The organism is Bacillus sp. 05T22 (genome assembly GCF_056396765.1).
Map to the genome: position 1 here is coordinate 22,661 of NZ_JBFTMC010000050.1, position 20,133 is coordinate 42,793.

The following is a 20,133-nucleotide window of genomic DNA, read 5'->3' on the forward strand; positions in this document are numbered from 1 at the left end:
CATTATAATTTTTGTAAACCGAACTAGAGGAGGAATATACATGTCTAATAAAGAGAATTTAATTATTTGTCGTTGTGAAGAAGTTACATACGGACAACTTCAATCGACAATTGCTACATATAATTGCTCGGCTCGGGAGCTAAAACTAAGAACACGTGCTGGGATGGGCTTTTGCGGGGGGCGTACATGTAGAACGACAATAGATCGAATGATAGAAAGTGCAAATCCTGGAACATCACCTCATGAGATTCCATTAAAATATCAACCACCAATACGCGCAGTAACTTTTGGAGCGGTAGGTGAAAAGCAATGAATAGAATTTTACATCACCCTATTTTAGGAAACTTAGACGATAGGAAACGTATTTCATTTCAATTTAATGGTAAAGAATACGAAGCATATGAAAATGAAACGATTGCTGCTGCCCTTCTTGCAAATGGAATTAGAACGTTACGCGTTCACGAAGATAGTGGTACACCTAGAGGAATTTACTGCAACATTGGACATTGTTCTGAATGCCGCGTAACAGTTAATAATCAAATGAACGTCCGGGCGTGCTTAACTGTTGTAGAAAACGAAATGGTTGTTGAAAGTGGTAAACAGCATCCAAATATTATTAGAAAGATGGTGGAAAAGCGATGATGGATGTAATTGTAATTGGCGCGGGACCAGCAGGATTAGCTGGTGCAATTGCTTGCGCTAGTTCTGGACTTAACGTACTTGTTATTGATGAATTTATGAAGCCTGGCGGACGATTGTTAGGACAATTACATCAAGAACCAACTGGAGAATGGTGGAACGGAATAAAGGAATCAGAACGCCTTCATCAAAAAGCGAAAGCACTCTCAGTTCATATTCGATGTGGTGTGTCAGTATACAATTTAGAAAAAGACGAAAACATTTGGTATGTACATACAAGCATAGGTACAATTGAAGCCCCCTTTGTACTACTTGCTACCGGGGCTGCTGAATACTCTATCCCACTTCCTGGCTGGACTCTTCCAGGAGTCATGTCAATTGGCGCTGCTCAAGTTATGACAAATGTTCATAGAGTCCAAGTTGGGGAAAAAGGAATTATTATCGGAGCCAATATTTTATCATTTGCAATTTTAAATGAATTACAACTAGCTGGTATTACTGTTGATCATATCGTACTCCCTCAAAAGAGTGACCTTAGCCAAAAAGCTGGTGAACCAGAGGAAGTTTTAAAGTCACTATTAAATGCTGCTCACCTTGCCCCATCAGCTTTACTACGCATCGGAAGTCGCTTTATGAAACATGATTGGATTCGAAAAGCTGGTTTAACCTTTTATCCGAATAACGGTATAAAAATAAATGGTACACCACTCCACCTTTGCAAAGCTGCAATTGAAATTATCGGAACGGATAAAGTGGAGGGCGTTCGTGTTGCTAACATTGATTCGAAAGGAAATATTATAAAAGGATCAGAAGAAATATATGAAGCAGACTTTGTTTGTATCGCAGGAGGATTATATCCACTTGCAGAGCTCGCTGCCGTAGCAGGATGCCCATTCCATTACATTCCTGAACTGGGTGGACATGTCCCATTCCATTCAGAGACAATGGAAACCCCTCTTCACGGATTATTTGTAGCTGGAAATATTACTGGAATTGAAAGTGGAAAAATTGCTATGGCGCAAGGAACTGTTGCCGGTCTTTCAATTGTTAAGCATGCTTGTACAGAATTAAACTCAGTCGGACAACAATTACAGCAAGCTATCCAAAATGTCCAGGCTGTCCGCGAACAAGCTGCAATTCAATTTAACCCAATGGTTACCGCTGGTAGACGTAAAATGAATGAACTTTGGAGTCATTTTTGTTTAAATCAGGATGATCAAAATCCGCCTCAAGAAATTGTATAATTCATTGCCTAGAGAATAGTGCCCAGCTTAGCTGGGCACACAAATGAAGAAGCAAAGGTATTCACCCTCACTTAACTACTAGGTTCATTATTTCATTAAAAATGTGCATACTAAAAGGAGCTGTTGAAATTAATCTCAACAGCTCCTTTTGACTACTCATCCGAGTTATTTAAATTCGCCAATGCGAAAATACCTTCTTCATCATCTAACTCAAGCTGCAATCTTGCCGCAAACGGATTGACATTATATTCCCTATCAAGCCATAAGCGAAGTGCTTCAATTAAGTTTGCTTGAATTAAAATTTGCCTACGACCATTTACTTCTACTTCAGCAGAAAAACCATAGTCATCATCATACATTAGTTCAACTAAAACTGCTTCTGGGCCAACTTGTCGCTTTTCTGCGATATACACACATAGTGCGTTTATCAGCTCTTGTTCAGAAATTTTCATCGTTTCCATACTGCTTCTTCTGCCTGTTTCTTACGTTGATTTTTGAAATATTTAAATGCTCGAATCGCTAACATTACGATACCAGCCATTACTAGCATATTTACCATGAACGCTAATACAGAACCAAGTGCTCCCATGTTTGCAAATAAGCTTCCCATTAGTAGACCACCAAGACCACCTAGTAATAAACCTTTCATAAAGCTCCCTTTATTACTCTTTGGTGCTGTGTTTGATGCTTTTGTTTTTGTATCAGGGTTTGTTTTCTGTGCATTCACATTAGAATCTTTTTTGTTTAAATCAACTTTTGATTTTTGTCCTGAACTTGGTGTAAATGATTTTTGACCTGACTTGTAACTTTTCGCTGCCGCATGATCTACGAAAACAAAGCTGCTAGCCCCAAAAACAACCATTAATGCAGTCATTACTGTAACGATTTTTTTCAACATATTATATCCATTCTCCTTTTACTATAGATATATGTGAAATCTATCTTTCTTTGAAATAAGAATGATAGATTTTTTTTAAAGTTAAACAAAAAGTTCTTATGAACCTATTATATGAACTTTTTCTATAATAAGCAAGTATTATTTATTTAACTTTATTAACAATTTATAAAATGACAGGAAAAATAATAAAAAACAGAATTGACTTTACAAGCAACAAAACATATTATAAGTTCATAAGAACTTTTATAATTTTGGAGGTGAAAAGATGGAAACATTTCATCTCACACGAAACGAAATGGCAATGCTCCTTCTTTCTCTTAGAGGATGGAATGCAAAAAAGCCTCTCGTTATTTTACAAGAAGCTTGGGCAAAGTCACATAAAAAAGATATTGAATGTGGACAAAGTGTTACAGCTTTTATTACAACCGCTCTTTCGCCTATTTTTGAAAAGCTCATTAAAATTGAAGATACAGATATTGGCTTTTCTTTAAATGAGATCGTTGCGCTTGGTAATCAAATTGAAAATACCAGTTTTTCTGTAACAGCTATGCAAAACTGGGTAAAACGAGATATAAAAGAAATGATTGGTTCACCACAAAAAGGAAAAAAATATTCTATCGAACAAGCAGCTTTATTATTCATTGTTGAAGATTTAAAAACAGCACTTGATTTTGAATCCATTCGTAAGCTGTTAAGACTCATCGTAAATGATCCAGCAGATCGAAGTGATGATTTAATCAATCCTGTTCATTTATACGTCGCTTATTCTTCTTTATTTGAGGAATTGAATCAAGGTGGTTGTTTACAATTAAACGCGACTGATACCATTCGTACAATTGAAAATATTGTAAAAGAAAAAGCAGATAAAATCGCAAGTCAGTTTGATCAAATCAACAATGAGCAACGAGAAGCCATTCGCAATGCGATTATTATCGCAACGCTCTCTGTACATACCGCATATGTACAAATGTTAGCGAAACGCTATGTTTCTGCAACATTATTTTTACAAAATTTAGATGTAAAGCCATAAAAAAGAGGAGCGCAAAGCGCTCCTCTTTTTTAGAACTTTTGTATTACAAATAATACACACACTCTCTCCGCAATAAATAAACTACATCTTGAATATACTTTGAAGTCTTTAAAATATCATCAAAATACTAGTTTCTATTCATAAAAATATTAAGATTCTTATTCTCAGTTAAAATTCCAAATACGCATCTTTCTTTATAGGTCACAAAATCTTCTTTCATCTCTCCTTCCCACTTTAAATTTTGAAAGGGAAGAAGAGATAATTGTACTAATTCTTCCCTTTCAACAATTTTCAAAGTAGTAAAATACTGTATTTCATCTAATATTACTTCATTAATTAAGCAAAGAAAATCTCCCACTGTTCGCTCTTCTTCTCTCTTTTTAAAAAAACTTTGTAATACTAGGGCTATGAACTGAAGTTTTTTCTTCTTTTATCTACTAAATATCTACTAAAAAAACGGTTCACTTACAAGATGAGAAATTTCTAATATACTTTTCATTCTATCTCCATCAAACTTTCACACGGCTCTAATTTCTACGCTTTACTATAAGTAATACAAACACAAAGGAGATGGTGAAGCTAAAATAAAATTTCAAAATTGTACGTTATGACCGTTATGCGAATCTCATTTTTCCAGTTATGAAAGAAACACAAATATATGGCAGGAGGTGAGAATGTGAAGAAACAAAAAAAGAAGCGTACAAAATTTCGTTGGCTTATATGGGTAAGTATTATTGCTTTCTCCCTTTTGGCAGTATTTTTAGGAACCCACGGATTGCAGATGGAAAGATGGCATCATGCAAAACGTGAGGCCTTTGCTGAGGAATATAGGGGACAAGCTTCTTACCTTAAAGATGAAAGACATCATCTCAAACAAGAGAATTTGGAAAACGAGAAGCCTTTTCAACATTATGAAAAGCATCATAAAGAAAAATTTGATGGGATTTCCCTTATTCTTTTCACAATTGAGTTAAGCTTCATTCTTTTAGGATGGTTTATCCTCAAAAAGACAGAAGGTCAAATAATAAGAAAATGGATTGGTATCCTTCTTATTATCATTGGTATATTACCACTGATCCCTCTTTTCGTTGTCGTGGTATTTCCAATTTGGCTTTATAAAAAAAGAAAACAAAACTCACCCCATTCTACAACTGACTATACAGTAGACAGCTATATAGAAAACCCGGTAAGTATGTTAAAACAATACATACGAGAAACGGAGCAACAAGTGGTAAAAGCACAACAAGCTTTATCTCAGCAGCTATTTCTAGAAAAAAAATATGAATCTCTTATTACAGAAACAGAGGCTGTTATTGCAAAAAGATTTCGTCAGGCTGAGCTTGCGGTGTCTCGCAATGAAGATGATATGGCACAATTAGCACTTCAAGAAAAAATTGCACATGAGAAAAAACTAGAAATGTATCATGAACAGTACAATGTAGTAAAACAACAAACTTCAATCCTATATGAGCAAATTGATAAACTACAAAAAGAATACCAAGAATTACAATATAAAGAACTCATACTTGCTTCCAGGTTACATGTAGCACGTACAATGAAAGAAAACAATGAAGCTCTTGCATCTTTTCATACAGAAAATGCAGTGAAAGGCTTCGCAAGAGTAGAAAGTTATATTCAAAAAATAGAAGCTGAGGCCTCAGCAAGTAACTACTTTAATCAAATAAAGCCTATTTCTTATACAGACGATACAGAGATTGAACTAAAAGAAGCAGTACAAAAAGAATTAGAAAAATTAAAAGTAAGGAAGTAAAGACTATTCGCTCGTTTCATTTTTTGGGACGAGCGAATAATTATTTATGAAATTAATCTTTTAAAATAAAATTCCACACCTATTCTTTCATAATTTCCCGTATACTAAAAATGCAAGGAATATTTTTTCTCTTACTCTAAAAAAATCTCATATAGAAGGTGCAACATGTTAGGTAGTTTTATTCATTCCGTATTATCATTTTTAGAAGGCCTTGGTTATTGGGGCATTATGCTTGGACTCATGATTGAGATTATCCCAAGCGAAATCGTTCTCGCCTATGCAGGTTATTTAGTATTCTCAGGAAACATCTCATTTATAGGCGCCATTGTATTTGGTACGATTGGTGGTGTTATCGCACAAATCTTTATTTATTGGATTGGGCGTTACGGAGGAAGACCTGTACTAGAGCGTTATGGCAAGTACATTTTCATTCATAAAAAACAAATCGATTCTGCAGAAGCATGGTTTAATCGTTATGGAACCGGTGTTATTTTCACAGCACGCTTCATTCCAGTCGTTCGTCATGCCATTTCAATCCCTGCCGGCATTACAAAAATGTCACCTATCCGATTTATTACCCTTACAGCGCTTGCGATTATCCCGTGGTCAATCATCTTTATCTATTTAGGTGAAAAGCTAGGAGAAAATTGGGGCAATATCAATGAAGTTGCTGGGCCATATGTAACATCGTTTGCAATTGGCGGAGTAATACTAATTGTTTTGTATTTCACTTTAAAAATATGGCTAAAGAAACGAAGAAAACTTGTTTAAATGAATCACTTAAGATAGTGACTTAAAAAAACACCATCAATTGAATTGATGGTGTTTTTGAATCTTTATACTTTTATAATTGAATCTGGTTACTTTTTAAAAAATCAACAATTTCTTCTTTATGCTTTACATCATGTTGAATAAGAATCCAAAAGTAATCATTTAACTTCATATTTTCTTTTCCCAATTGATAATAAGTATTAAAAAACAGGAGCAGCTTAAAAAGCCGTTCCTGTTTTTGGTTTAATCTTAAAATTTATTTCCCTGCATGAAATTGTTGTAATGCTTCATCCACATATACCCAGCCTTTCCATCCTAAATGAATGGTATCTTTTAGAAAGTATTTGTCATATTCATGACTAGTAAAATCTACAACTGGAAATCCTTCTTTCTCAACCTGTTCCCGAACTTTCTTATAATAAACATCACGGCGTTCTTTTGGGAATCCTGCGTAATCATACCAAGGTCCATTTACAGGAACAGAAATAAAAAGCGGCTTCACTTTCTTTTGCTTAAAAATATCTAAAACAATTTGTAAATCTTCATATTCTGGCGATTCATCATAAGATTCGTTTGCCTTATATCCCTTGAATCCATGTAATTTCTTTTGAAATTTGTTTTTGTAGTAATATGGATTTTCAATTCCGAATGTATTTGATGTAGACTCCACTTTCCCAACTTGTTCAGCATGCCTTCTTGCTTCTTCCCAAGAAAGTGAACGTAATTCCATATTTCTTTGTTCTTTTTTTGGCTTTATATTGAATATAGATTTCACCAAATCTTTATGATCCGCAATGTTTCGGTTTATATAGGCAACTGGCTTAAATGCTCCTGCTTTTATCTTATGAGTTGTATCATTATATACAATACCTTCTAATGAGGTTTTTAATATATAATCGTTACGGACAACATTAAAATCTAGCAACCGCTTCGCAATTTTCTTTTTCATTTCAGGTTTTATTTGATCATTAAAAATAAAATGATATGTTTGCTGTTTAGAAAAGTTACTACTAAAGTTACCTTCATTTACCCCCTGCTTGGTAAACCATTGTGGTGAAAGAATAAATACTACTTTTTTTCCTTCTAATTGATCCATTGTGGAAGTCACATTTAAAATATGAGCAAGACTCTGCGTTCCGCCAGTTCCTATTAGAAACGGTGTAAATCCTTCGGGTTTTACTTTAAAATAGTTAGACGGATGATATGCATCCATTCGGGAAAATTCAGATGAACCGTACATCGGTAAATACTTCGAATTCTCTAACATTTTTTGTTGTAAAAAAACACCTTGTAATTTTTCTTTTTGTAATGAAGTCGCCGCATCTTCTACCTTTTCATTACTAATAAGTGAAACTAGATATTTAGATGGAATAAGCAATATAACGATAAAGATTATACATGCTAAAATGATTGGGCCAAAAGCATGTTTCATCTTCATTTGTTGACCCACCTTATTATAGAACCACTTACAATCATTCTCTTATTACCTCGATATTGCATGTCTACTAATAATTCTAACCCTTGCTTACAACACGTCATCATTCTTTCTCTTCTCCTTTATTCCGTAAAAATGCTCCATTCTATTCATCTATCATTTACATGTATTTCCTCCTCTTATCACAACTTATGTACGCATTCATTATAAGAAATGTTTCCAAGTAAACATTTTAATTATACAAGATTTTCTATTTCTTTCACACTCTAAATTCAGTAATGATTTTATCTTTCGACAAGTTAAACTTGTATACAAATCTATACGATATTTACAAACTATCTGGATAGTTTATATGAATATTCAAATTTTCATCGAAACAAATTCTTATACTCATAATATGATAATTGATGTCCATCAAAATCCACATCATGTGTGTATTTAAATCCAGCCTTTTCTAAAACATTTTTTGACTTCTCATTGGCAATTCTAATTCTTGCAGTTAATTTTTTGACTTTCAAATCATGAAAAGCATATTGGATCGATGCATGTGCTGCCTCTGTAGCATATCCATTTCCCCAAAACTTCGGATCGAGAAGATACATGATTTCTAAATCTTCTGTTCCATCAATATACCTTAAACCACAGTGTCCCATCATTTCTCTCGTGATAGGATTGAATATAAGCCATACACCAAAATTATGTTCATTCCAATGCGCTATGAGTTTTCCAATATATTGTTCAGTTTCTTCTCGTGACATCCCTCTAGATATAGCAAGCCACTTACCTACCTCATTGTTTTTTACAATTTGATAGAAAGCATCCACATCTTCTAAACTAGGTTTTCTCATATAGAGTCTTTTCGTATTCATTGATTTTACATTCACATTAATAGACATATCCTTTTCCCCCTTCAATAAAATCTTAATTTTCATCCTGGTAAATTATAGCATGAATTTTCTCTCTTTTATTAATTTCAAGAATGAAACATTGTTATATACAAAAACAGACTGTTCTCTAAGCACAGTCTGTTTTTTTTATACTTCATTTTATTTTTTCACATCTGCCCATTTCAAACTAGTCGCGGGTCCAAATTGATGTACATATAAATCTTTAACATATGGTTTTTGTAAATAAGATAATCCGCGCTGGAACACCGGTGCAATTACCGCATCATCCAATAGCATTTTCTCTGCATCTTGCATCGCTTTCCAACGTGCCTTTTCGTCATTTCCTAATTCCATTTTTGTCTTTTTAATTAATGCATCATATTCTGCATTTGCATAGCCAGTATTATTGACACCACTTTCTGAAATAAAGACCTCTAAGTAAGTCATTGGATCTGGATAATCCGGTAACCAACGTGATAATGACATTTCATATTCTTTCTTTTTCTCTAACGCTAGTTTTTGAGAATGTGGTTGTAGTTTCACTTTTATCGTCAATCCTGGTAAATTTTTCTCTAGTTGTTCTTTAATATATTCCCCTACTTTTTTAAAGTTTTCTAAATCATAGTTTAACATTTCTAACGTAACTTCATTCGTTCCTGTTTCTTGCTTGGCCTTTTCCCAATATTCCTTTGCCTTGTTCACATTCGTTTTATTAAACTCTGTCGTTGTTTCCCTGAAATCTTTTTTATCTGGCCCTTTTAAAAAGCCATTTGGAACATAGTAGTTTGCAGGTACTGATCCATCGTTTAAAAATGAAGTCGCAAGTCCCTTTTTATCAAAAGCCATGCTAAGTGCGAGGCGGGCATTTTTGTTTTTTAGAATTGGTACATTTTCATTAAATCGGAAGAAATACATAACCGAATCTGTATATTGTTTCAATTCTTTATCATTTTTATATTTATCAACAAATTCTGTTGAAATAACAGCACGATCAACTTTATCTGTTTGATATAGATTTACTACGGTCGAAATTTCTTTAACAATTTGGTAATTTACTTCATCTAATTTCACTTCTTTTTTATCCCAATATTGATTGTTTTTCTTCATTGTAAAACTTGCTTCATGCTTCCATTCTGATAATGTAAATGGTCCATTATATAGAGTTTTATTTGCTTCTAAACCATATTTATCTCCTTGTTCTTTCGCATACTTCTCATTAATTGGATAAAAGGATGGTAAACAAAGTAATTTTGTAAAATAAGGGACAGGATGTTCTAACTCTACAGTAAACGTTTTATCATCTTGAGCTTTTACTCCTAATTCATCCAATCCAATTTGTTTCTTATTTATCTTTTCTGCATTTTTCACATCATACATGATATATGCATATTCAGAGCCCGTTTCTGGATTAACAAGTTGCTTCCAAGCATATACAAAATCATGTGCTGTTACAGGATCACCGTTAGACCATTTCGCATCACGCAAATGAAATGTATATGTTTTCCCATCTTTACTAATCTCATGCTTTTGAGCAATTCCAGGAATGACCTCATCGTTTTTTGAAAGTCTAACTAATCCTTCCATTACATTATTTAATACATTAAATGAAACAGCGTCTGTTACTTTTAAGGAATTTAATGATGGAATTTCTCCTGTTTCTGTTAACTGCAATACTTTCTTCTCTTCTTTTGGTTTTGTAGTGGTCTTTTCTTTTCCACAACCAGCTAAAAACGAAGAAAGAAGTAACGTACTAACCAATGAAAAGCGAATAACCTTTTTCACTTTAAAACCCCCTTTTTAAATCCCTATTAATCTTTCATCTTAAGGTAAATAGCGACGTGCACCTGCATATTCTTCAATGTAACCAGGTGTATCTACTGGTATAATTTCAACTGTTTTCGCTGCATTTGGAGAATGTATCATTTTCCCATCTCCAATATACATTCCTACGTGGTGAACACTTCCTTTTCCTTGATTGTAAGCAAAAAACAGCAAATCACCTTTTTGCAAGTTTTCTCTTTCAACAGCAATACCTGCTTTTGATTGTGGACCGGAATCACGCGGGATTGTAATACCATGAGATTTGTAAATTGTATGTGTAAAACCAGAACAATCAAAGCCAAAACCACTTGTTCCAGCCCATATATACGGCAATCCTAAAAATAACTTCCCAGTATTCACTAAATCGTCGCCTGTTGGAACAGGAATGTCATTTTGCGATTTATAAACCGTTCCATCATTTTTCCGTAACCATGCTTTTTGTCCGTTTGGTAATAATACACGAAACGACATATTATCTTCACTTATTAGTGGTAAGCGTGTGTTATAACTAACCTCTAAAGATTTATATTTATCAGATGGATTAATATATAAAATAGCTGTCGGTTTTGTAATAAGAACAAATGGTTGTTCCTTTTTCTCTGCAAATTCTTGATTATAGGTTAGCTGTTTTACCGGGACCCATCCTGGATATCCCGCTTCATTTCTTGGCGTTGGCTGACCATGAACAACTACTTTTGCCCACTCACCTTGCCGATCAATAATTGTTACTTCTTGCCCCAATAAAGCTTGTGTTTCTAATTTATTTGTACTTGTTAACCAAAGCTTTTCATCGAGCGTCATCGATTTCGTCCATTTCCATAGATTAACAGGATTCATCGCACTTGGTTCATCAATTGGACGAAGCAAATTTGGCCCAGTCCATAATGTTGCTGCTGCCACATCTACATACGCTTGATTACTTTTTACCTCTTCAGCATTCACAACAGAAATAGATGAAAATACTAACAAACAACTAAAAAGCACAGTAATGCGTTTCCTCATAAACACATCCTCCTTTTTATTCATATTTTTCCCTGCTCAAACAAAACGTGACCTCAAAAACAACTCTTCTGCTGAAACTTTATTCTATATTCACTGCGTGATGCAGGTTTACCCTTAGTCCGTTATATGTGATTCCGCTTGGCTCTTCCATTAACCATAAAGGAGCATCAAGATCAAAGTAGTGAATATTTGGATGAGCGGCTGCTACATGTGCAATTGCCGCCACAGAAAGCGATGATTCCATCATGCTACCAACCATGCACTTTACACCGGCAGCGCCAGCAATATCGGCAATCTTCCATGCTTCCCGTATCCCGCCACATTTCATTAATTTAATATTTAATAAATCAGCGTACTGTCCTTGAACAAGCTTTAAAGCGTCTTGCGCCGAGAAAACACTTTCATCAGCCATGATTGGTGTTTGCACATGATCTTTTACATATTTCATTCCTTCCCAATCTTTCGCATGAACGGGCTGTTCTACAAATTCTATATTTAAATTTCTATTTTCCATTTCTCGAATAATCGATACAGCTTCTTTTGGACTCCATCCTTGATTTGCATCTAATCGCAAAGTTACATCCTCCTGCACAACATTTTTGATCGCTTCAATACGTTCTAAATCCAATTCTGTTGATTTACCAACTTTAACTTTTAATGTGTTAAAGCCTTTTTCTACATGATTTTTTGCTTCTTTCGCCATTAATAAAGGTTCATCAACACTTACTGTAATGTCTGTTTGAATCTCTTTCTTTCCACCTAATAACGCATATAATGGAATATTATGAAACTGACAATATACATCATATAAAGCCATATCAACCGCTGCCTTCGCACTCGTATTTCCTATACAGCTCATTTGAACCTGTAACAACAACGTTTGAAATTGCTGCAATTCTTTCCCGACTAACACAGAGCGAATTGGTCCTAAAATAGCTTCTTCCATTCCACTTGCAAAATCCCCAGTAATAACCGGAGTCGCAGCCCCAGCCCCTTTTCCTACAATCCCTTCATCTGTGTGAATAAAAACATCAATACTCTCAATCTCGGTTACAGTGCGCAAAGCTGTTTTAAATGGTGTATGAAGCTTGATATAGCGACGTTTTACTGTTAGATCCATGATTTTCATTTCATTCATCCTTTCTGTCCAATAAAAAAATCCAGCCATAAGAATGAATCTTATGGCTGGATTTTGTCTATGAATGTGTAGACAAAGCAGCGATTTGATTATATTTTTTTTGTGCATCTTTTAATGCTACAAGTAATGCTTTTTGAGACGATCCGAAATAACGATTGTTAATTTCTTCTACTAATTGTGGATCATTCATATTTCTATGTAGAAATAAATGTTTTACAAATTGGCTCGTTAATGAAATTGTTGCTGAACAATCTGTATCCACAATTTTCCCTGTATCTTTTTCAACAACAAATGCAACAAAGTAGCTTTTAAATTTTTCTGTAATTGGATTGTTTTGAGGTGCTTTTGCGTCCCCTACGATATAAATCGTATTAGAAGCGTACACATAAATCTTCCTTTCTTATACAAGGATAACGGTTTTCTTAACAGGCGAATAAGCTGTAGACTCATCGTTAATTAAGAAATGTATTCGCTTACTGTATATTATATACAATTTACAGAATTTTAACAATATTTATTTCAGTAAATATTGTACAATTAAATGTCCAATCTCTGAAAATATATAATTCGTATGATTTACACATTCAACATTTGAACTTAAAACAGCTACATATACCATGTGGTTATTTATGTTCAATCGTGCAACATCATGTGTAACAGTTTGCAGTTCTCCTGTTTTGTTTGCTATGGAAAGTCCTTCTATCCCCTCTAACTTCCCACATAATTTATGGGTAAATTGCTGCATTTGAAGTGGGTTATAAAATTGTTCTTCGTTTTCATAATGCTTTAGTAGAGTTACAATATCTTCAGCTGTTGCGAAATTATCTTTTCCCGTTTCTTTAGATGTTTGCATCATATATCGTTGTAGTTTCGTTCCATTTAGCTGCAGTGAATCAATATGTTTTTGAATATCATTTATTTTCAACTTATTTATAAGCCAATTTGTCGCAGTGTTATCAGAAACTGTAATCATCAATGTAATGAGGTCTTGTATCGTTACATTTGGTGTATGTAATGCAGCAACAATGCCACTTCCTCCAGTCTTTTCGAGGGATGAAATAGGAATTAATTCATATGGATTTAAGGTTCCATCCTTTATGTTTTCTATAGCACACGAAAGAATAGGTAACTTAATAAGGCTAGCTGATGGATGCACCAATTGTTCATTGTACCGATACATAATTCCCCCTTGTATCATGACACTTACATCTCCGTTTATACTTTCAATCCGTTTCTCTAATTCATATATAAAGTCTGCTTTTTTCATATTACCCTCTCCTTTTTTGAGAATTATATCATCTCTAAAGATTCTCAGTTATGACATATCTTTTTATAAAATAAGAAAGTATTACTGCCTACAAAGAACGAATAAAAATATTTAATATATAAAAAAACAGTTAGCTATTTGCTAACTGTTACAGATGTTTTCCTTTCATTACTGTATATCTACTTAGGTAGTACAAATATAGTTTCATTCGGCTTAGAGAATTGATACTTTTTCCTCGCAAACTTTAAAATTTCTTCTTCATTATCTGTCAAATTTTCAACTTCACTCTCTAAATAACGCGAATCTTTTTCTAAAGAAAGTAATTGCTTTTGCTGGTTTTTAATCGTATCTCGCTTTTCTACAATCATTTCTTGTTGCTTAGTAAGGATATATTGAACATAAAAAGTTGCTGAAAAAATAAAAATAAAAGCTAAAATAAACCGACGCAATTTTCTCTTATTCATAACTCGGTATTCATTAGACTGTGTTTGTTGTGGTGTATTAGGAACATTTACTTTCTTGAGTTTCCTCATTTTTTAAATCCCCCTAACCCATTTTATTTCACTACCACAGGTATACTCTCTTACTAACCTAAATTCTCTTCTCGTAAAATAAGCTCCTCCATAAAAAAATCTCATAAATTAACCAATTAGAGATAGCTTTCGACGGCATATCTATATTTCAGATTAAATATTTATTTTTTGTGCTCTAAAATAGTGTTTTATGTTTTTAATTCACTCTTAACAAACGTATCTCTCAAACACATTCGCTTTTTCACTGAATAGTTTATTAGGAATTGCTTTAATTAAGGAGGTAAACAAATGAAATATCGCACATTAGGAAAAACCGGTTTAATCGTTTCTGAAATTGGATTTGGCGCTTGGGCAATTGGTGGCGATGAATGGGGTCCTGTAAATGACAAACATTCTATCACAGCAATGAAAAAGGCAATAGAATGCGGCGTGAATTTTATTGATACCGCTGATGTATATGGGTTAGGCCATAGTGAAAAATTAGTGGCCCAAGCAATAAAAGAACATCGAAATGATATCGTCCTTTCCACAAAGGGAGGTTTAATTGGTCATCACTATGATCCTGATGGAGAACCTGTCTACGATACAGTAGAAAAGGTAATTGCAGTATTCGAAACCAGCTTACTTCGCCTGCAAACAGATTATATTGATGTTTACTTTTGTCATATTTGGTGGGACAAAAAAGAAGAAACCGAAGCGTTCCTTCGCGCATTTGAAATTTTAAAGCGAGATGGAAAAGTAAGAGCGGTTGGTGTTTCTACACATGATTTACAATATATTAAGAACTTTAATAAAGACGGTGAAATTGATGTTGTACAACTTGACTACAGCATACTTAACCGGGCACCTGAAAATGATATTTTACCTTACTTACAAGAGCAAAACTTAGGGGCTGTTATTCGTGGGCCATTAAAAATGGGGATATTAACTGGAAAGTTTACAGAGCAAACAACATTTCCTGAGGGCGATTTACGACAAGATTGGCCAAAAGAAACATGGTTTCAAGATGATTTACGAAAGGTTGAGCAATTGAGATACCTTTCAAACCCTAAACGAACTTTGGGACAATTGGCCCTCCGTTATGTACTCTCACACCCTGCTGTATCTGTTGCTATTCCTGGGGCAAAAACAGCTAATCAAGCAGCAGAAAATACTGCTGCTTCTGTACGCCCACTTCTATTAGAAGAAGAATTAACATATATACGAGACTTCTAAAAAAAGATTGGTAGCATTGAATTGCTGCCAATCTTTTTTGTTACTCTATTATTCTCATATTTTATATGTATTTTTTATTTCGATTTCCCTTATACAAGGTATAGAAGATGCTGATGTCCCTTCTCTAATGCGATATCATATGCTGTTTTACCATCATTTTTTTTAATACTTTTATCTGCTCCATTTTGAATAAGTAATGTTACAATTTTTTCATCGCCTAATAAAGCTGCTTCATGAAGTCCTGTCCAACCACCACTTTGTACAGCATTAACATCCGATCCTTGCTTAATTAAAAATGTAGCGAGTTCAATTTTCTTGTTTGCAATTGCTGCTTGAAGCGGTGTATTTTCATTTTGATTCTTCGCTTTTACATGTAAATTGGCACCATTTTTCAGAAGAAGATTTGCAATTTCTTTATGACCAAAATAAGCAGCCAAATGAAGCAGTGTCCAGCCATCTTCAGTATAAGAATGCACAAGGTTTTGATCTTTATTTATTAATTCTACTACCTTCTCCTGTTCTCCATTCATTACAGCATTTGTAATTACTACAATTGGATTCATTGTTATCCCCCTTTTACATAAACTCATTTCATTTTCTAACTATGAAATAATTCTATTAAGCATGTGAAATTCCTTTTTAATCCACTTAAGTTTACATAATAATATTATAAATATTAACCTAATTTTCATTACTTACTTTGTTACAAATAAAAAAATAATTCATTTTTATAATGGACTGTTTTGGATTTAATCAAAAATATATTTTTGTATCTTTCTATAAAATACCACATTTATATAGAAATAAAAAATCTCCGTACCGCAGTGACTTTATTACATTTTATTTTTATTTTTCTATTTCGAATATCTTTTTGAAAATACAAAAATGATTAATTAGTTTTAATATAAAAACAATCATTATTAGGCACCTATTCAAATTGTATTTTTCAAATAAAATACGAAAATGATTTTTATATTTCATTCGAAAAATGATTTTTATATTCTTTTATAGATACAATAACTTTCAAATTAACCTATAGCAATTTTGCCTTCTACCCTTCCCTGTATCTTTTAATACATATGATTTTACTACGAGTTCAGTTAATGAATCCGTTAATGTTTTATATGATAAATTAGATAGTGCTAACAGATCATTTGTATATAGAATTCTATGTTTTTCTAATAGTAATAATACTAATCGTTCAGATGGCTTTAATGTTTCGTCACTTTCTAGTATAAAATCTACATCTTTCATAGGATATACATTCTCCTTATTTTAAAAATCACAATTACCCATTATTAATACGAAAATATTATATAATAAATCTGTTGTTATTTCAAAATAACATAATACTTATACTAGAATGTAGGGTATTCTTCTAGTTAGAAATACTCTCTTCGCTTCTTTCATTCCCTTTCTAACATCCTTTCGGCAATTTGATGTTAGAATCCATCCCCTTTTTTCAGTACAAAAAAAGCCTCCACATTCGGAGGCTTCCTTCTATTTTACAATTGGCAGTGTTAACTCACTTAACTTTACTGTAAGTTTCGTCCCTGCTTTTGGACGAATCGTATAGTCATAGTCACTTGCAATTAATACTACTCCGATTTGATGGCCGGCTTGGAATACATAATCATCTGGCTGCATGTCCCATGTAAATGTGTAATCTTTTCCTGGTATAATTGGCGTTGACTGTTCTTTTCCATTCAAGTTTTGTGGATCCATCCATCCTCTAGTCACAATTTCTGGTTCCGCACCGCCATAATCAACAAGTAATGCGGTTAAATTTAAAACTGGACGATCAATACTCCCCTTAAATGAAATTTTTGGTGTACCACTTATTCTCATTTCTTTTTCGAGCTTAGACATTACATATACTAACCGATTTGGTGATTCTAATTCTGGATTTGTTAGTAATTGATTCGATTTAATTTTTGCATCATCTAACAATGAAGACACTTGTTGTACCGCACCCATTCGAAGCGGTAAATCTACTGCTTTATTACTTAAAAGCATACGTATTTTAGACGGAGCTGCTGCAGGGTCTGGCCAATTTTTTAATTTTTGCCACGTTTTATTTTCTCGCTGTACATCTACCATCGGTTCATTCATAATTCCATTTTCAATTCCGTATAACCAATAATCAAACCATTTATTTTGTGTTTGCTGCCAGTTATTACTAGATGTTCCCCCATGCCCTCCTTGATGTAACCACATTTTACGTGGCACATTATTTTCTCCTAAAGCTTCCCACCATTGTGAAAACTGTTTTGTCTTTACATTCCAATCATTTAAACCATGTACAACAAATACACTTGCCTTTACATTTTTTGCATCCTTCACGTAGTTACGCTTGTCCCAAAAATCATTATAATCTCCTGTTTTTCGGTCCTGCCCATCGGTAAGCTCTTTAATGATTTTTTGACAAACTTCAGGATTTTTTCTCGTTAATACTGCTTCGGCCATATTATCTGTATCTTCACCTTGATAACCACCTGGTGCAACAACTGCCCCATTTGCACGGTAATAATCATACCAACTGCTAATCGCGGCAATAGGAATAATTGTTTTTAACCCTTCAACTCCTGTTGTTGCAACAGCGTTCGGCAATGTGCCATTATATGAAGCACCTGTCATCCCCACATTTCCTGTAGACCAATCCGCCTTTATTTCCTTACCATCTTCTGTAAATGCTTTTGTTCTTCCATTTACCCAATCAATGACAGATTTTGTACCAAGGATTTCTTGTTCATCACCAGTTGTTGGACATCCATCTGATTTTCCAGTACCAATGCTTTCCCCTAAAATAACGGCATATCCACGAGGAACATAGTAATTTCCGTATGAACCGAGATTAGCTGGTCCTGCATAAGGTTTGCCTCCAGTAGGATGTAATTCTTCATCTACATTATAAACTGGTACGTCTTTTATTCCCGAACGGTAAGGACTCATTTCATAAATAACGGGAACTTTCACACCTAGTTCTGTTTTCGGTCGCATTACTTTTATTGATACACGATCTTTTTTACCATCTCGGTCACTATCAATCTCTGTTTCTACAAATAAATTTTCTACAATTGCCTCATCAAGTGAATAAATTGGTTTCGTCATTCCATTTTCTAACTCAATCTTTGTCGATTGAGCTAACGTTTCTGGTACTTTCCCATTTAGCGGTAAAGTAAATTTCTTTGAGTTCTCTTCTTTCTGCTCTGCATGTACCGTAATACTAGATATGCCAGATGTAAGTGTTAGAGAAAACATTGCTGAAAGCGCAATTACAAACTGTTTTTTCCTCAAATTCCTTCCCCCTTTATATTCTTCTACCACTTCTTTCACTATACAACAAAATAACAGAAAATTCAGTCTATAAAGAGGTGAAAACTTGAGAAATTTGTAATATTTTAATCTTTCTTATATAGCTTATAAGATTTCTCTAACCCAACATTATATTTCGTATTATTATTTGTCCAATCTTCTCCTAAATTTCCAGGCCATCCCGATGTATTGGCAACATATTTTAAAAGAGCTAATTCTGTTAATCCTTTGTTTACTCCACGTTTATAGGAACTCACCATATGTGAGATTGCTATTGTCGCATTCGTTTTCGCATCTGTTAAATTTTCTTCTGATAGTTGCGCAGGTGCTAATCCACCTCGGTGTAACTGAAATAATCCAAAAGATGTTCCGTTATCACCTACTACTTTTCGGTTAAATTTCGTTTCATGATTAGCAATTGTAAGTGGAATCCATTCTGGTATACCGTACTGCTTCGAGATTTCAGTAATTATTAATTTATTATTTTCAATTTCCTTTTGTTTTTCATATTTCATATAAGCTGCATAACATAAAAGCGTTAAAGTACAAATTACTACTATATATTTTAATAATTGTTTCATAGATTCATCTCCTATATCGGTTATGTTTAATTCTGTATACTTTTAATATAAAATGTTCATGTGACATCTATTTGACAGAATAAAATTTTTAAAAATAAAAAGGGCTTACGAAAGTTATCTGAATTGTCCCCCTAATCGTGGACACTCAAAAAAATGGCTCCGGTACAATATAGGCCACTGAAAAAGTCCACTTCATAAGAAAAAGGAGTTCATCACCTACTATATACAGGTAATGGACTCCTTTTTCTTTTCATCATATTGATAAAATGCGTGTTATTTTTTCAAAGCAAACACTTTTTCAGTGCCTTCGTACAATACCGGAACCATTTTTTAAGTGCTTAATTTCTAAAGGTCTTTTTATAGGGTGCAGTTCATTTTTTGATTGGTTTTTCTGTAATTACAGACTTTTTTATCAGTGTTTAAAATGTGTTATAAACTTGTTCACAGGTTGCGGCTGTTGGTTGAAAAAAACAGTGCTTTTTATAACGTCCTACAAAGGGCTGATTATACCATTGTTGAGGACAATCGCCTGGTGGCCTAAAATACCATAAACTAAATTTCCCAGGCCAGTACCTCTCTCCATTGA

General features: G+C 33.8%; 22 protein-coding genes and 1 pseudogene. 7 read left to right on the top strand and 16 right to left on the bottom strand.

The annotated features are described in order from the left end of the window. The first annotated feature begins 40 nt into the window (after window positions 1–40). The 3 genes from AC1DIT_RS15865 to AC1DIT_RS15875 are packed head-to-tail and all read left to right on the top strand — an operon-like array spanning window position 41 to window position 1,883. Window positions 41–313, top strand: a complete 273-nt coding sequence (locus AC1DIT_RS15865; RefSeq protein ID WP_016115122.1) for a (2Fe-2S)-binding protein — start codon at window positions 41–43, stop codon at window positions 311–313. Beyond that, window positions 310–642, top strand: a complete 333-nt coding sequence (locus AC1DIT_RS15870; protein WP_016115123.1) for a (2Fe-2S)-binding protein — start codon at window positions 310–312, stop codon at window positions 640–642. Before AC1DIT_RS15865 ends, AC1DIT_RS15870 begins: the two co-directional genes overlap by 4 nt. Next, on the top strand, window positions 639–1,883 hold the full coding sequence (locus AC1DIT_RS15875; RefSeq protein WP_016115124.1) for an NAD(P)/FAD-dependent oxidoreductase: 1,245 nt from the start codon (window positions 639–641) through the stop codon (window positions 1,881–1,883). The genes AC1DIT_RS15870 and AC1DIT_RS15875 overlap by 4 nt, the downstream gene beginning before the upstream one ends. 152 nt (window positions 1,884–2,035) lie before the next feature. Here the strand turns inward: AC1DIT_RS15875 and AC1DIT_RS15880 are convergent, their stop codons facing one another. Both AC1DIT_RS15880 and AC1DIT_RS15885 read right to left on the bottom strand, forming a co-directional pair. After that, window positions 2,036–2,344, bottom strand: a complete 309-nt coding sequence (locus AC1DIT_RS15880) for a YxcD family protein (RefSeq protein ID WP_033671234.1) — start codon at window positions 2,342–2,344, stop codon at window positions 2,036–2,038. Next, a complete protein-coding gene (locus AC1DIT_RS15885) occupies window positions 2,332–2,781 on the bottom strand; it encodes a hypothetical protein (protein WP_003198066.1) in 450 nt (149 codons plus the stop codon). The genes AC1DIT_RS15880 and AC1DIT_RS15885 overlap by 13 nt, the downstream gene beginning before the upstream one ends. A 265-nt stretch (window positions 2,782–3,046) precedes the next feature. On the opposite strand from AC1DIT_RS15885, the gene AC1DIT_RS15890 reads away from it, so the two are divergent. Continuing rightward, entirely contained in the window at window positions 3,047–3,811 is a 765-nt protein-coding gene (locus tag AC1DIT_RS15890) for a DUF1836 domain-containing protein (protein WP_006095061.1), read from the top strand. Between the two features lie 127 nt (window positions 3,812–3,938). Here the strand turns inward: AC1DIT_RS15890 and AC1DIT_RS15895 are convergent, their stop codons facing one another. After that, complete coding sequence (locus tag AC1DIT_RS15895; protein WP_016115126.1) at window positions 3,939–4,169, bottom strand: hypothetical protein; 231 nt, start codon at window positions 4,167–4,169, stop codon at window positions 3,939–3,941. 747 nt (window positions 4,170–4,916) lie between these two features. Between AC1DIT_RS15895 and AC1DIT_RS15900 the strand changes: the two genes are divergently transcribed. Together AC1DIT_RS15900 and uptA are read left to right on the top strand one after the other, a co-directional pair. Further along, window positions 4,917–5,582, top strand: a complete 666-nt coding sequence (locus AC1DIT_RS15900; protein ID WP_476998280.1) for a PspA/IM30 family protein — start codon at window positions 4,917–4,919, stop codon at window positions 5,580–5,582. Between the two features lie 165 nt (window positions 5,583–5,747). After that, window positions 5,748–6,353 carry an undecaprenyl phosphate transporter UptA gene (uptA, locus tag AC1DIT_RS15905; RefSeq protein ID WP_016115129.1) on the top strand — a complete coding sequence of 202 codons (606 nt, stop codon included), beginning with the start codon at window positions 5,748–5,750 and terminating at the stop codon, window positions 6,351–6,353. 256 nt (window positions 6,354–6,609) lie between these two features. Here the strand turns inward: uptA and dltD are convergent, their stop codons facing one another. From dltD to AC1DIT_RS15945, 8 genes are all read right to left on the bottom strand, one after another. Further along, window positions 6,610–7,791 carry a D-alanyl-lipoteichoic acid biosynthesis protein DltD gene (gene dltD / locus AC1DIT_RS15910; RefSeq protein ID WP_016115131.1) on the bottom strand — a complete coding sequence of 394 codons (1,182 nt, stop codon included), beginning with the start codon at window positions 7,789–7,791 and terminating at the stop codon, window positions 6,610–6,612. Window positions 7,792–8,156: 365 nt separating this feature from the next. Beyond that, complete coding sequence (locus tag AC1DIT_RS15915) at window positions 8,157–8,684, bottom strand: GNAT family N-acetyltransferase (RefSeq protein ID WP_016115133.1); 528 nt, start codon at window positions 8,682–8,684, stop codon at window positions 8,157–8,159. 150 nt (window positions 8,685–8,834) lie between these two features. Then, window positions 8,835–10,457 carry a peptide ABC transporter substrate-binding protein gene (locus tag AC1DIT_RS15920; RefSeq protein ID WP_016131483.1) on the bottom strand — a complete coding sequence of 541 codons (1,623 nt, stop codon included), beginning with the start codon at window positions 10,455–10,457 and terminating at the stop codon, window positions 8,835–8,837. Between the two features lie 39 nt (window positions 10,458–10,496). Next, window positions 10,497–11,498 (bottom strand): C40 family peptidase, encoded by a 1,002-nt coding sequence (locus AC1DIT_RS15925; protein ID WP_016115135.1) that lies wholly within the window; start codon window positions 11,496–11,498, stop codon window positions 10,497–10,499. Between the two features lie 79 nt (window positions 11,499–11,577). Continuing rightward, window positions 11,578–12,627, bottom strand: coding sequence for a dipeptide epimerase (locus AC1DIT_RS15930; RefSeq protein ID WP_016115136.1), 1,050 nt, complete (start codon window positions 12,625–12,627; stop codon window positions 11,578–11,580). A gap of 67 nt (window positions 12,628–12,694) precedes the next feature. After that, window positions 12,695–13,021: a DUF3870 domain-containing protein gene (locus AC1DIT_RS15935; protein ID WP_016115137.1), complete on the bottom strand. Its 327-nt coding sequence runs from the start codon at window positions 13,019–13,021 to the stop codon at window positions 12,695–12,697. Between the two features lie 129 nt (window positions 13,022–13,150). After that, the gene (locus AC1DIT_RS15940) at window positions 13,151–13,903 is read right to left on the bottom strand and encodes a serine hydrolase (RefSeq protein ID WP_016115138.1); all 753 of its coding nucleotides are present in this window, start codon (window positions 13,901–13,903) and stop codon (window positions 13,151–13,153) included. A gap of 179 nt (window positions 13,904–14,082) precedes the next feature. Beyond that, on the bottom strand, window positions 14,083–14,436 hold the full coding sequence (locus AC1DIT_RS15945; RefSeq protein ID WP_016115139.1) for an FtsB family cell division protein: 354 nt from the start codon (window positions 14,434–14,436) through the stop codon (window positions 14,083–14,085). A 288-nt stretch (window positions 14,437–14,724) separates the two neighbouring features. Between AC1DIT_RS15945 and AC1DIT_RS15950 the strand changes: the two genes are divergently transcribed. Next, a complete protein-coding gene (locus tag AC1DIT_RS15950) occupies window positions 14,725–15,651 on the top strand; it encodes an aldo/keto reductase (protein ID WP_016115140.1) in 927 nt (308 codons plus the stop codon). Window positions 15,652–15,740: 89 nt separating this feature from the next. Here AC1DIT_RS15950 and AC1DIT_RS15955 read toward each other — a convergent pair whose 3' ends face one another. From AC1DIT_RS15955 to AC1DIT_RS15975, 5 genes and pseudogenes are all read right to left on the bottom strand, one after another. Next, window positions 15,741–16,214, bottom strand: a complete 474-nt coding sequence (locus tag AC1DIT_RS15955) for an ankyrin repeat domain-containing protein (RefSeq protein ID WP_016115141.1) — start codon at window positions 16,212–16,214, stop codon at window positions 15,741–15,743. Window positions 16,215–16,674: 460 nt separating this feature from the next. After that, on the bottom strand, window positions 16,675–16,905 hold the full coding sequence (locus AC1DIT_RS15960; RefSeq protein WP_016115142.1) for a hypothetical protein: 231 nt from the start codon (window positions 16,903–16,905) through the stop codon (window positions 16,675–16,677). Between the two features lie 246 nt (window positions 16,906–17,151). Beyond that, entirely contained in the window at window positions 17,152–18,948 is a 1,797-nt protein-coding gene (locus AC1DIT_RS15965) for a Xaa-Pro dipeptidyl-peptidase (protein WP_016115143.1), read from the bottom strand. A 104-nt stretch (window positions 18,949–19,052) separates the two neighbouring features. Next, the gene (locus AC1DIT_RS15970; protein ID WP_016115144.1) at window positions 19,053–19,547 is read right to left on the bottom strand and encodes a transglycosylase SLT domain-containing protein; all 495 of its coding nucleotides are present in this window, start codon (window positions 19,545–19,547) and stop codon (window positions 19,053–19,055) included. A gap of 419 nt (window positions 19,548–19,966) precedes the next feature. Then, window positions 19,967–20,133, bottom strand: a pseudogene (locus AC1DIT_RS15975) (cell wall hydrolase); the annotation flags it as partial.